Consider the following 13,971-nt stretch of genomic DNA (forward strand, 5'->3'; position numbering starts at 1 on the left):
GTTTTAGTTAAACATATCAAATAACGACGTCTGACTATCGTTATGGCACAAACTTAGCGCGGTCGCCGTCAATACAATGGATGGGCGGAGCAGTCCCCCTCCCGCCCCCTGAAAAACAGTGACAAAAAAAGGGACGGCATGCCGTCCCTTTGATCCGCCGGCCTGCCGCCGGCGTTAATGACAAAATTATGCCAAGAGCCGCTAAGAAAGCCTCGCAGAGAACCTGAGCCAAGGCGCGCCGACGCAGAAAACGAAGTTTCTGCGAAGCTACAGTACCAGTCGTACGACAAGGAGGCGCACCCCAGGATCGGGAGTTTTGTTAGCGGGTCGAAGAGCAGATCCTAAGGCATCAGCGGCCAGGTATCGCTGCCCTTTCCATTGTCTTTTTTCGGCGGCGCGGCCGGCTTCGCCTCCAGCGCCCGTCCAGGCCGCGTCCGGTTAAAGTACTTTTCCAGCAAGGCGTCCAGAATCGCGGAAGTTTCGGTATCCGGCACGCCGTCATAACGCGCTGGCCGGAAATGCATCTGGAAAGCCGCCACCACCTCCTGGGTCTCTTTATCCAGCGCGCCGGTTTGCGGCGCTTCATAGCCGTAATCCAGCAAGCGTTTCTGCAAATCCCGTATGTCTCCGCGATAAGGCACTTGCCGCAGGTAGAACTGCACCGCCTCGCGCTCCGGCCAAGCCCCGATGTTGTAGTCGCGGTACAAGCGCTCCCACGGGAACTTGGGGCCGGGGTCCACTTTGCGCCCCGGCGATACGTCGGAGTGCCCCACGACCTTGTGCGGCGGAATCTGATGCCGCGCGATAATGTCCGCCGCCAACTGCGCCACCACCGAGACCTGCGCCTCATCGAAGTCAAACCACTGCCGCCGCATCAGGGGCAGTTCGTCCTCTTCCGGGGATGGATAGCCCAGATTCACAATCTCGATGCCGATGGAACTGGAATTGATCAGCCGGTCTCCTTGCCAGTAACTGCGCCCGGCGTGCCAAGCTCTGCGCTCTTCCGGCACCAATTGGTACACCTTGTTGGACATGCCCAGCAAAGCGGCATCCGGCACCAGATAATGCGCACTGGCTCCGTGCTGGCCCTGCGTGAGCATTTCCAGCGCCAGAGCGTTGGGCACGGCGGTGTAATGGAATACCAGGTTGCGAACCCTGGAATCCTGATTTTCGGAAACCACGCTGGCGTCTATCCGATAGCTTTTGGCTGCTCCCGCCGCGCTGACGCAAGCAGAACTCAACACGCTGGCCGCCAACGGCGCCAGCAGGGGCAAAGCCCCTGTCCAACCCAAAATGTGTCTTCTACTGATCATTTTCCATTCAACCTTATCGTCAAGTATGCGCGCGGTCATTTTCCCGGCGCACACTGCAAAGGTAGAGTTTTTAAACTAATAAATAGTTCCAATTAAGATATTGGCATTATAAATGCCATTTAATTAACATGGAAATGCTCAGTTTCAGCGCTAAACCACGCATACAGGCTTGCCAACCTGCAGATCCTGCTTTAGATTGCGCAGCGACTCATGGGAAACCTGCATTGAGACTATCGGCATTCAAATCCATTACCCGGCTGGCCCTGCTGCTGTTCATTCTTTGGCAGGCCCTATCCTTGGCCAACGGCGCGGTTCGCGCCGACGACGCGCTTGGCCGCGCCAGCCCATCCTATGCCGCCAGCCAAGACATAACCACAATGCAAATCGCGAGCGGCAGCCATGTCCACTGCGGCGGCGAACAGGGCGGATGCGGAGAGTGCCAGACTTTGCCATCCGCATGTCCAGGCTTAGCGGCAAACACGGTGGAGTCAGGCTGGCCCGGCTTCGCCACCGTCCTTTCACTGCGCCACCCGCCCGCACCTCCGCACCGGCCGCCCCGCGCCTGAGCTCCTGTTTACGATCTGCTGCGCGTTGTAAGACGTGACACGGTGAGTGCTGCTTCGAAATGCTCATGTACCGCTAGCACACACCGTTTTCTCCGCAGCAACGCCTGGCCCCTCTCTCGCGAAAGCGAGGGCAGGCTCCAAACATTCCGCCTTCTTTAATCTCGCAAACGCGCCGCTCCCTCCGCGGCCCAAATCGCTTGGGACTCCTTCCTATGAATGTAATCATCGGCTACGTCGTCGTGATCGGCATGATCTTCGGCGCCTTCCTGATCCACGGCGGCGCCATCGGCGCCATTCTCTCCGCGATGCCCACCGAGATGATGGCGATTCTGGGCGGCGCGCTGGGCGCCTTCATCGTCGCGAATCAGACCAAGAACCTGAAAGCGGTGGCGCGCGCGCTGCCCGCCGCGCTCAAGGGATCGCGCCATGACAAGGCCCGCGCGCTGGATCTGCTCAGCCTGCTGTACGAGCTGCAGGTCAAGGCGCGCAAAGAGGGCATGATGGCCCTGGAGGCCGATGTCGACGCGCCGCAGCAAAGCCCTATCTTCAACAAGTACCCGGCCATTGCCGGCGACCATCACGCGCTGGGCTTTATCCGCGACTACCTTCGCATCATGGTCAGCGGCAATCTGAACGCCTTTGAAATTGAGAACCTGATGGATGTGGAACTGGAAACCCACCATCAGGAGGGCATGGCGCCCATCGCCGCCATCCAGCGCCTGGGAGACGCCTTGCCGGCCTTCGGCATCGTCGCCGCCGTGTTGGGCGTGGTCAACACCATGGCCTCGGTCGGCGCGCCGCCTGCGGTGCTGGGCGGCATGATAGGTTCCGCCTTGGTCGGCACCTTCCTAGGCATCCTGCTGTCCTACGGCATGGTGACGCCGTTGGGCTCGCTGCTGGAACAGAAGCTGGACGAGGACAGCAAGGAATTGCAATGCATCAAGACCGTGCTGCTGGCCGGCATGCAGGGCTATCCGCCGCCCAGCGCCATCGAGTTTGGCCGCAAGGTGCTGTTTTCGAGCGAACGCCCGGAATTCGAAGAACTGGAAGAACGCATCAAGAGCCTGCGCTAAGCTCGCCCGGCAAGGGGATCAGCTCCTCGGCGTTCACCCCCAGGCCAAACTGGCCGCCTAGCCGCAACTCCGCGCCCAGGCTCGCCGCCTCGCGCGCGGACAGGCTCAGACTCAGACGCCCCGCCTGCGCGGCCACTTCCACGCGGGCGCCGTCCGCCAGCCAGGTCAGCGACTCAATACGCGCCGGCGGGTACTGCGGCCCCAACCGCAGCGCGCGGCCTGGCACCACAGCATGCTCCAGCACGTTTTCATAACCGATGAAACGTGCCAGCCATGCGTTTGCAGGCCTAGCCAGCAGATGCCGCGGCGCGTCGCATTGCACGATGCGCCCCTGATGCAAGACGGCGGCGCGGCTCGCCATCGCGAACGCCTCCTCCCGGTCATGCGTGACCAGAATCGCCGGGATCCCCGACTCCGTCAGCAGCTGCGTGAACTCCCTTTGCAACTGGCCTCGCAAGTGCGCGTCCAAGCTGGAAAACGGCTCGTCCAGCAACAATAGCCGCGGCCGGGTCACCAGCGCGCGCGCCAGCGCCACCCGCTGTTGCTCGCCGCCGGACAAGGTCCAGACCTTGCGCCGCTGATAACCGCCCAACCCCAACCGCTCCAGCATCGCCTCCGCCTCGCGAGCGGCCTGAGCACGGGACTGCCCGCGCTCGATCAGGCCGAACATCACATTGCCCGCCACGTCCAAATGCGGAAACAGAGCGAAATCCTGGAACATCAGCGCGAAGCCGCGCCGCTCCGGCGGCAGCCGGCTGATGTCCTCGCCTTCAAAACGAACGGCGCCGCCGTCCAGCGGCAGCAGGCCGGCGATGATTTTGAGCAAGCTGCTCTTGCCGCAGCCGGACGGTCCCAGCAGGGCCAGAGTCTCCCCGGCCGCCACCTCCAGCGATACGCCATCCGCCGCCACCCGCGCGCCGAAACGCTTTTCAATTCCTATGAGCTCAAGCACACCGGTCTCCTTTCTCCGGCTCCCCCGGTCTAGCCGTCCCGCTTTCAATCACGGCAAAAGCCAGTGTGGCCAGCACCATCAGCAGGCCGGACAACAGCATCGCCGCGTCCGCGTTGGCCTCACCGGGCCGGCCCAGCTTTTGATAAATCAAGGTGGTCAAGGTCAGCCATTCCGGCCGGGACAGAAACAAGGTAACCGCGAACTCCCCCACCGCAGTGGCGGCGGCGAAGGCCAGCCCGCGCCGCAAAGCAGGTTGCAGCAAGGGCCAAACCACCCGCCGGAACACCTTCCAAGGGCTGGCGCCCAGGGAGCGCGCCGCCTGCGCCAGATGTTCAGGCATGCCGTCCAGCGCCGCGCCGGCGGCCTTGGCCACGAAGGGATAGGCCAACAAAATGTAGGCCGCCAACAGCATGGCCAAATTGGCGCTCCAGCTTGGGTACAGCAGCAACAGGCCAAAAGCCACGCATACCGGCGACACCACGAAAGGCAGAAACGCCAAGGCCCGCAGCCACAACCAACGCCCCGCCGCCAGTGCGTGGCACAGGCCCAGCAGCCCGGACAGCAGCACGGTCATCACAGTGAAGCGCGCCGAATTGAACAAGGCCAGCCGCAGTTCCTCATCCCACAGCGCGGGCAGCCCATCAAGCGCGGACAACGCTTTCCACAGCACCGCCAGCAAGGGTAAGCCTGCGAAGATCAACAGGATGGCGAGGGCCGCCGTCAGCCAGGCGCGGTCCACCCAGGTCCGCGCGGGCGCGGGGAGCAGCGGCTCGCAGCGCGCCGGCACGCCCAAACGCGCTTCCAGCCAGGCGTAAACCGCAGCGACGCTGCCGGCCACCAGTAGGCTCAACAACGCCAACGCGCCGGCGTCGGCCAGGTTCAGCTCATACGCCACCAGCGTGTAGATCTCGACTTCCACCGTGGCGTAACGCTGGCCGCCCAGCAACAAGGCCAGACCGAAGCCGGAGAAACAGTAGAGAAATACCAAGCAAAGATTGGGCAGCAGCCAGGGCAGCGCCGCCGGCCATTCCACCCGCCAGAACGCGCGCCAGCGGCCGGCGCCCAGGCTGCGGGCAGCGGCCAGCCGGCTGGCGGGCACCTGAGCGAAGCCATCGGCGGCGGAGCGAATCACCAGCGGAAGATTGAAAAACAGATTGCCGTACAGCAACAGCCAGGGCGAGTCCTGCAGATTCAGCCCGCTCAATCCTCGCGGGCCGAACAGCGCCAGCACTCCTACCCCGGCGACCAAGGTGGGCATCACAAAAGGCAACATCAGCAGGCGCAGCGCCAAGCCGCGCCCAACGAAACGGAATCGGGCCAGCGCCCACGCCGCCGGAACGCCTAGCAACAAGGCCAGCAAGCAAGTCGCGCCGCCCTGCAGCACCGACCACAACATGCGCCAGCGCAGATAGGGATCGCTCAGCAAACCGAAGGACAGCGGCTCTCCGCCCTCCTGCAACAAGCGCGCCAACGGCAAGGCGGACATGGCCAGCAAAAACAGCAAGGGGGGCGCCGCCAGCAATAGGCGGCTCCTACCGCTCAGCATCAAGACTGCGTTCCCTTCAACGGCCAACAGGCGGTCAATACATCCTCCACGCCATCCTCGTCCTCGCTTTGGCCCGCCTTGGCGAAGCCCAAAGCCTCAGCCAAACATTGCGAAGGCAGGTTATCCGGCGCGATGGACAGCACCAGCCGCGGCGCGCCGGCCCGGGCCGCCCAGGCGCCCATCGCCAGCACCGCTTCGCGGGCGTAGCCTTGGCGGCGATACGCCGGGTAAATCGTATAGCCCAGTTCCACGTCGCCGTAACCGCCCAGATAAGGATGGCCGGGCAAGGAGTGAAAGTTGGCGTGGCCCACCATCGTCAGATCCTCGCGACGCAGCAAAGCGCGCACCGACCAGGGCGCGTAATCGGGCTGGCGTTCGATATCGTCCAGCCGCAAAGCCATCAAGTCCTGCTCGTTCAGCCATTCCGTCGCCAGCGGCGCGCCCAGCAGCTCGGCCGCCGTTTCCGGTTGGCCGGCCAGGCACAGCCACAGCGTTTGCGGGTCCAGATGACGCAACAGCAGCCGCGGTGTTTCGATATCCGGAATCATTGCCCGCCCTTCAATACCACCCGAGTCCAGCGGGACACCCATTGCCGGGAGCGCTCGGCGATCACCTTGCTGTCCGGAGTGTCGTGCGCGGTCGGCTGCTCGGCGAAGCGGTAAACCGGATCCAAGGCCACCTTGTCCATCACCGGATACATCCACATAGTAGTGGTCACATCCTTCTGCACCGCCTCGGAGCGCAGGAAGGCGATGAATTTCTCGCCCAGCGCCGCCTCCTTGCCGCCCTTGACCAGAGCCGCGCCTTCCACCTGACGGAACACACCGCCTTTCAAGGGCAGATTGCCGGTGGGCGCGTCGTTCAGTTTCTGCTTGCTGTAGAACACCTCCGCGGCCGGGCTGGTGGCGTAGCTGACCACCAGCGGCCGGCTGCCGCCGTTTTTGGAAAAGTCCGTGTAATAGGACTCGCTCCAACCTTTGCTGACCTTCAGCCCGTTGTCGCGCAAGCGGCCCCAGAAGGCGAAGGCCTTGTCCTCGCCCATCGCGGCGACGGTGGACAGCATGAAGGCGAGCCCAGGGCTGGAGGTGGCCGGATTCTGCACCACCAGCAGGTTCTTGTAGGCCGGCTTGGTCAAATCCTCCAAGGTCTTGGGCAAGGCCAATTGACGCTGAGCGAACCAGGCCTTGTCGTAATTGAGCGTGACGTAGCCGTAATCTATGCTGACAGCGCCCGGCAAAGCGGCCTTGCCGCCTTGAGCCAGCGCCGCCGGCACCGGCGCCAGCACGCCGGCCTGCTGAGCTTTGCCGATCAGGCTGTTGTCGATGCCGAACACCACGTCGGCGATGGGATTGGCCCGGGTCAGGATCAGCTTGTTCAGCATCTCGCCGGCGTCTCCGGCCTTGATGATGGACACCTTGGCGCCGTTCTGCTTTTCAAACTCCGCGAGCAGAGGCTTGGACACCGTGAACGAGCTGTGCGACAGCACGCGCAGTTCGGCCGCCGACGCGGCCAGACTGACCGTCGCCAGCGTAACGGCGATCAAAGAGGGAAAACACTTCATGGACATCTCCGTACACAATGGCTATTGGCCGGAGCAAGCGGAATGCGGGCAGCGCCCGCGCATCACGCTCCCTCCGCTGGCATGACCCAGATCAGGTTGCAGGGTATTTTCTCAGCCCGCGCGCGGGCACCCCTGGTGACAGCCGGCCAGTATACCCCAGCTGCCGCGCGCTGACAGCCAACACTCTTTAACAGAGTCGGGCGGCGCCTTAACACACCGATGACAAGCGCCTTCTAAGCTAAATAGGCTTGCGCCCGCTCCGGGCGCGTCGGGAGACCATGCTTGAACCCCATGCAAATCCTTTGCCGGCCGCTGACAAAAGCGGCGGGCGCCATTCGTGTCATCGCCAAGGCTGGAGTCTTGCTGGCCGTTCTCAGCTTGCCCGCTCTAGCCCAGGCCGGCATCGGCATCGCCGGCGCTCGCCACTTGCTGTCTCGCACCGGCTTCGGCGCCAACCCGGCTCAAATCGCCGTGTACGCGCCGCTAAGCAGAGAAGCCGCGGTGGACCGGCTGCTGGCCAATACCCGCGCCAGCGCCGACACGCCGCCGCCGGCCTGGGTGAACGAAGCCTTCGAGCGGCCGGGGCAGCCCAATCTCAGCGAAGAAGAGAAAAAAGCCTTGCAAAAGGCACGCGCCGAGCACGCGGTGGAACTACGCGGCTGGTGGCTGAACGAGATGCGCTACACCACATCGCCGCTCAGTGAAAAAATGACCCTGTTCTGGCATAACCACTTTGTCTCAGCGCTGGACAAGGTGCGCTCGCCGCAAATGATGTACCAGCAGAACCTGCTGCTGCGCCGCTACGCCCTAGGCAATTTCGGCGACATGCTGCACGCCATCGCACGCGATCCGGCGATGATGCGCTACCTGGATACCGCCAATAACCGCAAGGGCCAGCCAAACGAGAACTTCGCTCGCGAGGTGATGGAACTGTTCACTCTGGGCGAAGGCCATTACAGCGAACAGGATATCCGCGAGGCCGCCCGCGCCTTCACCGGCTGGGGCTTGGACCGGGACGACCGTTTCGTCAACCGCCCCAAACTGCACGACGACGGCGATAAGCTGATCTTCGGCCAGCGCGGCAACTTCGACGGCGACGCCGTGCTGGACCTGCTGCTGCAGCAGCCGGCCACCGCCGAATTCATCACCGCCAAACTGTGGAAAGCCTTTATCTCGCCCAAGCCGGACCCGGCCGCCGTCAAGCGGCTGGCCAGCGGTTTCCGCAATGGTCGTTACGAGATCAAACCCTTGCTGCGCGCCTTGCTGCTCAGCCCACAGTTCTGGAACAGCCAGGGCCAGTTGGTGAAATCACCGCTGGAGCTGACCATAGGCACCCTGGTGACTTTCGACCTCAGCCCACCGGACTGGCGCGCGCTGGCCGGTCTCAATCGCCAGTTGGGCCAGGATGTGTTCGCGCCGCCCAACGTCAAAGGCTGGCCAGGCGGAGAAACCTGGATCAACAGCGCCACCTTGTTAAGCCGCAAGCAGTTCCTGGACCGTATCGCCCACGACGCCGCGCCGGCCCGCAACGCCTTTGCGCTGCCGGACGGCGGCATGGACGAAATGAAGGGGCGCGAGGCGCGCATCAACCGGCTGGCCGCAACCGGCCTACGCTCACTCAAGCTGCAACCTGACGAATGGAGCGCCATCTATCAGGTGCGCAGCGCTCAGGACACCGCCAGGCTGCTGCTGGCGCTGCCTCCGGCCAACCCTCTGCCCGAATCCCTCAGCGGCGCGCAAGCCATCGCACCGCTGCTGCTGGATCCGGTCTACCAAATTCACTGACAGGAGCCCAGCCATGTTCCAACGACGTCAATTTCTCAAGGCCATGGCCGGCGGCCTGATGGTATCGGTGCTGCCCAATCTGAGCTGGGCGCTGGCTCCCGCCGGCTATCGCCGCCTGCTGGTGCTGATCGAGCTCAAGGGCGGCAACGACGGCCTCAACACCGTGGTGCCCTACGCCAGCGCCGACTACTACCGGTTGCGCCCCGGCATCGCCATTCCCCGTGAACAAGTGCTGCCGCTGGACGAACGCCTGGGTTTGCACCCGGCCATGACCGGGCTGCTTCCGCTATGGCAACAGCGGGAGTTGGCGGTATTACAGGGGGTTGGCTATCCCGACCCCAACCTGTCCCACTTTCGCTCCATCGAGATCTGGGAAACCGCATCCAATAGCCAGCAATATCTGAGCGAGGGCTGGCTGAGCCGGCTGTTCCGCGAACAGCCGACACCGCATGACTTCGCCGCCGACGGCGTGGTGTTGTCCAGCCAGGCGCTGGGGCCGCTGGACGGCGGCGCGCGCGCGGTGGTGCTGAGCAATCCTCAAGACTTCGCACGCCAGGCCAAGCTGGCGGCGGACCAAGGCCACGCCGGCAGCGGCGCACTCGGCCATATTCTCAAAGTGGAGGGCGACATCCGCCAGGCCGCCGCCGAGTTGGGGCAGCCGGCCAAACCCTTGTCCGCGGCGGATTCGCCGATGGCAGCGCCGCGGCCGACCGGAGCGTTCGCCCAGGCCGTCGCCACCCTGGCGGATACCCTGTCGCGCGGCGTGTCCATCGCCGTGGCCCGCATCACCCTGACCGGCTTCGACACCCATGGCAACCAGCCGCCCACCCAGGCGCGGCTGCTGGGCGAACTGGCAGATGGCATCGCGCTCTTGCGCACGCAATTGCAACAGCAAGGGCGCTGGGACGACACCCTGGTGCTCAGCTACGCCGAATTCGGCCGACGGCCGCGCGAAAACGGCAACCGCGGCACTGACCACGGCACCGCCAACGTCCATTTCGCCAGCGGCGGGCGGGTGCGCGGCGGGCTGTACGGGCAAAGCCCGCAACTGGCCGGCGTCAGCGACGGCAACCTGCCCTACGCCATTGACTTCCGCCAGGTCTACGCCACCGCCATCCAGAGCTGGTGGGGCAAGGACGCCCACAATGTGCTGGGCGGCCGCTTCGCCCCCCTGCCCCTTCTCAAGACATGAGAAAGCCAGCCCGTAGGAACCTGTTTACGATCTCGCGAGCAAGGGCGGGACCAGGCGAAAACGCCTGAGAAAGCGGAGTGTGCACACGGTACATGAGCATTTTGAGGACATACTCGTCGTGTCATGATCCACGACGCGTAGCAAATCGTAAGCAGGTTCTAAGGCGTAAAAAAAGCGGCCCGCCTGATTGGCGCGCCGCTTCCATGTCCATTGGGAAGAGGTCCCTAGTCAAGGCATTCAATCATGCCTCAGCCGTACTTTCCAACTCCGGCAAGGCGATGTGGTGATCCTTGCTGTATTGATAGTCGTGAAACACATGTTCGGCGCTGAGCAGTTGATAGCTGCCGTCTGCGCGCTGGACGGTGGTGTCTTTGAGACGGTAGGCGTTGTGGCCGCAGGTCCAGCAATCGAAATTGCGCATCTGCGTGCACAAACAGGTCTTGTCCCACACTTTGATGCGGCGCTCGCCGGGATGGGCGGCCACTTCGCGGTTGTAGGCCTCGATATAGGAACAACCGCCCTTGGCGTCCAGCAGGTAGCCGTAGGCTTCGCAATTAGGGCGAATGCCGTCGCCGATGGCCGGACAGTGCTTGATCATGCGCATCGGATAGCCGGTGGGCGACAGTTGGTTGACTTCGATGTCGTCCTTATTGGCTTTGAAGTATTCCTGCTGCACTTTCTCCGGCAAGCCGCATTCTCGCGCCACGGTGAAGCGAGTAGCCACCTGCACCGCGCCGGCGCCCATCTCCAGGAATTGAGTCGCATCGCTGCCGGTGAACACGCCGCCGGCGGGAATCAGCGGGATATCCAGTTGCTCGGCCCGCAGCCAGTCGCGGATTTCGGCCACGATGACGGCCAGGTCGTATTGCGCCCAATCCATGCCGAAGCCCAGGTGGCCGCCGGCCAGCGGGCCTTCCACCACCACATAGTCCGGCAGGCGGTTGCTGCGCGCGCTCTTTTTCAGGAACAACTGCAGAGCGCGCAGCGAGGAGACGATGATGCCGAGTTTGGCGTCGCGGAAACGCGGGTGATCTTCCATCAACGCGAAGGAGCCCAGATGCAGACCGGCTGCCAAAGTAATGCCGTCGATGCCGGCGTCCAGCGCGGCGTGCATGCGCGTGCGCAAGGTTTCCTTGGGCGCGTTCATGGTCAGCTTTTCCATGCAGTTGATGAAGACCAGGCCATCGCCGCGTTTGGCTTCCATGGTCTTACCCACATGCATGCGGGTGGCTTCCGCCAGCAAACCCAAGTCGAACTGCACGACGGATTTGTCGCTGTTCTCGACATTGAATTTGTACTGCTTGAGCTTGTCTTTGACGTATTTGGTGTTGAAGCGGCGGTCGGTGACCGTGGGCACCATGGCGTCGGAAATATGCCCCACGCCGCCCAGTCTGGCCGCTTCCAGCGCCAGCGCCGAGGTGGAGATGTCCACGCCCATGCCGCCAATCATGATGGGCACCAGCTCCTGCTTGCCCAGCCGCAGTCTGAAATCGTCAACGCACTTCATTAAATCAGCCTATCTCTCCTGAATGCTGGCCGGCATTATCCCCCGGCCTTATGGGAAAATCCATTTTTTTAGAGTTTTTGCTCCGAGGCCCCAGCCAAACCGCTTCCGTCAGCCCCTGCCGGTTCAAGCGCCCAGCCCTGGCCACTATGCGCCCGCCATATTGCAGCCATGCTACGCGCCGGCTCATTGAAAAAGCCGGGAGGTCCCGGCCTTTCCCTGCATGCCGGCGCGTGGCAGGCCGCAAACTGCGGTCTTACCAAATACGGATGCGCTCGTCTTTCGGCTTGAACATCTTGTCACCGGGCTTGACCTCGAAGGTTTCGGCAAAGGCGTCGCTGTTGCTCGCCGCGCCGATGGCCCGGAACTCGCCGGGCGAATGCGGATCGCTCACCAAGCGCGACAGTAAGGCCTCGTCGCGAATCTTGTTGCGCCACACCTGGGCGAATCCATAGAAGAAGCGCTGGTCGCCGCTCATACCGTCTATTTTAGGCGCCGGCTTGCCGCCCAAGGACAGTTGGTAGGCCTTATAGGCGATTTGCAGGCCGGCGTTGTCCGCGATGTTTTCGCCCAGCGTCAACTCACCGTTGATGTGCTTGCCCGGCAAGGGCTCGTAGCCGCTGTACTGCGCCACCAGCTTGCCGGTCAGTTGATCGAAACGGGCGCGGTCCTCCGCCGTCCACCAGTTGCGCATATTGCCGTCGCCGTCGAACTGGCTGCCCTGATCGTCGAATCCGTGGCTGATTTCATGGCCGATCACCGCGCCTATGCCGCCGTAATTAGCTGCGTCGTCGGCCTTGGCATCGAAGAACGGCGGCTGCAGAATAGCGGCCGGGAATACGATCTCGTTCAGCGACGGGTTGTAGTAAGCGTTGACGGTTTGCGGCGTCATCCCCCACTCCTCGCGATCCACAGGCTTGCCCAGGCGGGCCAGCATGCGGCGATATTCAAACAAAGAGCCGCGCTTGATATTGCCCACCAGATCGTCTCGCTTGATCGTCAGGCCGCCATAGTCCCGCCACTTATTGGGGTAGCCTATCTTCAGCATGTATTTGGACAGCTTGTCCTGCGCGGCCTTCTTGGTGGCAGGGCTCATCCAGCTTAGCGTGTCTATGCTCTGGGCGTAAGCTTTCATCAAATTGCCCACCAGCGCTTCCATCTTGGCCTTGGACTCCGGCGGGAAGTAAGCCTGCACGTAGAGCTTGCCCAGAGCCTCCCCCAGATTGCCCTCTACCGCTTTCACCCCGCGCTTCCAGCGCGGCTGCTGTTCCAGCGTGCCGGCCAGCGCCTTGCCGTGAAAGTCGAAACGGGTTTGCGCCAGGGCGCTGTCCAGATAGGGCGCGTAGGCGTCCAACGTCTGCGCCGTCAGATAGTCCTGCCAGTCTTGCAGCGGCCACTCGGCCGCCAGCTTGGCCCAGGCCTGAACATAGCTGGGCTGGTTGACGTTGACCGCGCTGACGCCGCCGGCCCCGGCCGCCTCCAGGAAAGCTTGCCAGTCAAAGCCCGGCGCCCGCTTTTTCAGCTCGGCCACGCTCATCTTGTTGTATGTCTTTTGCGGGTCTCGGTTCTGCACCTTGCTCCACTGGGCTTCTGCCAGCCTGGTTTCCAGCGCGAACACGCGCTGGGCGCGCTGCTCCGGTTCGGCGTAGCCGCCCAGCTTGAACAATTTTGCGAGGTAGGCCCGATAGGCCTGGCGAGCTTTCTCGAAGCGTGCGTCCTTGCCCAGATAATAGTCGCGGTCCGGCATGCTCAGGCCGTTCTGATACAAGCCGGCCAGGTATTGACGCGCGTCCTTGGCGTCCGCCTCAACGTAAAAAGCCAAGGGCTGTTGCACGCCCAGACCCTGCGCCGCGCCCATCCAGGCCGCCATCGCGCGCTTGTCCTTCAAGCCGGCGATCTCCGCCAGATCGCCGCGCAGCGGCGCCAGGCCCAGTTTGTTCAGCGCGGCCTCATCCATAAAGCTGTGATACAAGTCGCCGATCTTTTGCGCCTCCGGCGATGCATTCGGCTTGGCTGCGGCCTCTTCTATCAGCTTGCGGCTGCGTTCCAGGCTCAAGTCGCGCAATTGCTTGAAGGCGCCGTCGCTGTCTTCGGACGCCGGCAGCACCGCGTGTTTGATCCAGCCGCCGTTGACCGCGTGATAGATATCGTCCTGCGGACGCACCGCGTTGTCGAAATGCTGTGTGTCGATGCCGGACACGACGCCGGCTTGTGCGTGCCAGGCCAGCAACAGACTTGCGGCCATCAGGGCTAACTTCATTTTCATCGGGGGTTCCTTTCACTCCATTTCTCTGCGGCCCTGTTTTCCTTGTTTTGGTTCCGGTGAAAATGCCGGGCCGGCTCACAACGACAAGAGAAAGGCAGCCCAAAGGCTGCCTTTTCCTCACAACGAGTCAAACATCCATTTCATGACAAAGACAATATATATATCAACACAAGACATATATAAGGAATGGCTTGGTCAGGCCTGCGGGATCAC

Annotated in this window: 10 protein-coding genes and 1 riboswitch; of the genes, 3 read left to right on the forward strand and 7 right to left on the reverse strand. The window is 62.9% G+C overall.

What is annotated here, in order from left to right; all coding sequences use genetic code 11:
* Nucleotides 1–341: 341 nt before the first annotated feature.
* Entirely contained in the window at nucleotides 342–1,313 is a 972-nt protein-coding gene (locus ACUXV1_RS02355) for an N-acetylmuramoyl-L-alanine amidase (protein WP_446014209.1), read from the reverse strand.
* A 778-nt stretch (nucleotides 1,314–2,091) separates the two neighbouring features.
* Between ACUXV1_RS02355 and motA the strand changes: the two genes are divergently transcribed.
* Nucleotides 2,092–2,952: a flagellar motor stator protein MotA gene (motA, locus tag ACUXV1_RS02360; protein ID WP_081554993.1), complete on the forward strand. Its 861-nt coding sequence runs from the start codon at nucleotides 2,092–2,094 to the stop codon at nucleotides 2,950–2,952.
* Here motA and ACUXV1_RS02365 read toward each other — a convergent pair.
* Genes ACUXV1_RS02365 through ACUXV1_RS02380 form a run of 4 tightly spaced genes read right to left on the reverse strand, consistent with a single transcriptional unit; the run spans nucleotide 2,936 to nucleotide 7,011 of the window.
* Nucleotides 2,936–3,904 carry an ABC transporter ATP-binding protein gene (locus ACUXV1_RS02365; protein ID WP_446014208.1) on the reverse strand — a complete coding sequence of 323 codons (969 nt, stop codon included), beginning with the start codon at nucleotides 3,902–3,904 and terminating at the stop codon, nucleotides 2,936–2,938. The genes motA and ACUXV1_RS02365 overlap by 17 nt on opposite strands.
* Entirely contained in the window at nucleotides 3,897–5,450 is a 1,554-nt protein-coding gene (locus ACUXV1_RS02370; RefSeq protein ID WP_203391397.1) for an ABC transporter permease, read from the reverse strand. Before ACUXV1_RS02370 ends, ACUXV1_RS02365 begins: the two co-directional genes overlap by 8 nt.
* Nucleotides 5,450–5,998 carry a GNAT family N-acetyltransferase gene (locus tag ACUXV1_RS02375; RefSeq protein WP_081862490.1) on the reverse strand — a complete coding sequence of 183 codons (549 nt, stop codon included), beginning with the start codon at nucleotides 5,996–5,998 and terminating at the stop codon, nucleotides 5,450–5,452. The genes ACUXV1_RS02370 and ACUXV1_RS02375 overlap by 1 nt, the downstream gene beginning before the upstream one ends.
* Nucleotides 5,995–7,011 carry a thiamine ABC transporter substrate-binding protein gene (locus ACUXV1_RS02380; protein WP_446014207.1) on the reverse strand — a complete coding sequence of 339 codons (1,017 nt, stop codon included), beginning with the start codon at nucleotides 7,009–7,011 and terminating at the stop codon, nucleotides 5,995–5,997. The genes ACUXV1_RS02375 and ACUXV1_RS02380 overlap by 4 nt, the downstream gene beginning before the upstream one ends.
* A gap of 50 nt (nucleotides 7,012–7,061) precedes the next feature.
* A riboswitch (TPP riboswitch) is annotated at nucleotides 7,062–7,155 on the reverse strand.
* 147 nt (nucleotides 7,156–7,302) lie between these two features.
* Between ACUXV1_RS02380 and ACUXV1_RS02385 the strand changes: the two genes are divergently transcribed.
* On the forward strand, nucleotides 7,303–8,796 hold the full coding sequence (locus ACUXV1_RS02385; RefSeq protein ID WP_446016825.1) for a DUF1800 domain-containing protein: 1,494 nt from the start codon (nucleotides 7,303–7,305) through the stop codon (nucleotides 8,794–8,796).
* 13 nt (nucleotides 8,797–8,809) lie between these two features.
* Entirely contained in the window at nucleotides 8,810–9,988 is a 1,179-nt protein-coding gene (locus ACUXV1_RS02390; RefSeq protein WP_337883904.1) for a DUF1501 domain-containing protein, read from the forward strand.
* A gap of 241 nt (nucleotides 9,989–10,229) precedes the next feature.
* Here ACUXV1_RS02390 and ACUXV1_RS02395 read toward each other — a convergent pair whose 3' ends face one another.
* A complete protein-coding gene (locus ACUXV1_RS02395; protein WP_446014205.1) occupies nucleotides 10,230–11,495 on the reverse strand; it encodes a nitronate monooxygenase in 1,266 nt (421 codons plus the stop codon).
* A 253-nt stretch (nucleotides 11,496–11,748) separates the two neighbouring features.
* Nucleotides 11,749–13,758, reverse strand: a complete 2,010-nt coding sequence (locus tag ACUXV1_RS02400) for a M13 family metallopeptidase (protein WP_446014204.1) — start codon at nucleotides 13,756–13,758, stop codon at nucleotides 11,749–11,751.
* Between the last annotated feature and the right edge of the window lie 213 nt (nucleotides 13,759–13,971).

The organism is Chromobacterium sp. W521, assembly GCF_052805975.1.

What these genes read in the sequence shown, in the direction of transcription:
- ACUXV1_RS02385 (WP_446016825.1), top strand. Translation starts at nt 7,303, where the DNA reads ATGCAAATCCTTTGCCGGCCGCTGACAAAAGCGGCGGGCGCCATTCGT.
- ACUXV1_RS02355 (WP_446014209.1), bottom strand. Translation starts at nt 1,313, where the DNA reads ATGATCAGTAGAAGACACATTTTGGGTTGGACAGGGGCTTTGCCCCTG.
- ACUXV1_RS02395 (WP_446014205.1), bottom strand. Translation starts at nt 11,495, where the DNA reads ATGAAGTGCGTTGACGATTTCAGACTGCGGCTGGGCAAGCAGGAGCTG.
- ACUXV1_RS02400 (WP_446014204.1), bottom strand. Translation starts at nt 13,758, where the DNA reads ATGAAAATGAAGTTAGCCCTGATGGCCGCAAGTCTGTTGCTGGCCTGG.
- ACUXV1_RS02370 (WP_203391397.1), bottom strand. Translation starts at nt 5,450, where the DNA reads ATGCTGAGCGGTAGGAGCCGCCTATTGCTGGCGGCGCCCCCCTTGCTG.
- motA (WP_081554993.1), top strand. Translation starts at nt 2,092, where the DNA reads ATGAATGTAATCATCGGCTACGTCGTCGTGATCGGCATGATCTTCGGC.
- ACUXV1_RS02375 (WP_081862490.1), bottom strand. Translation starts at nt 5,998, where the DNA reads ATGATTCCGGATATCGAAACACCGCGGCTGCTGTTGCGTCATCTGGAC.
- ACUXV1_RS02380 (WP_446014207.1), bottom strand. Translation starts at nt 7,011, where the DNA reads ATGAAGTGTTTTCCCTCTTTGATCGCCGTTACGCTGGCGACGGTCAGT.
- ACUXV1_RS02390 (WP_337883904.1), top strand. Translation starts at nt 8,810, where the DNA reads ATGTTCCAACGACGTCAATTTCTCAAGGCCATGGCCGGCGGCCTGATG.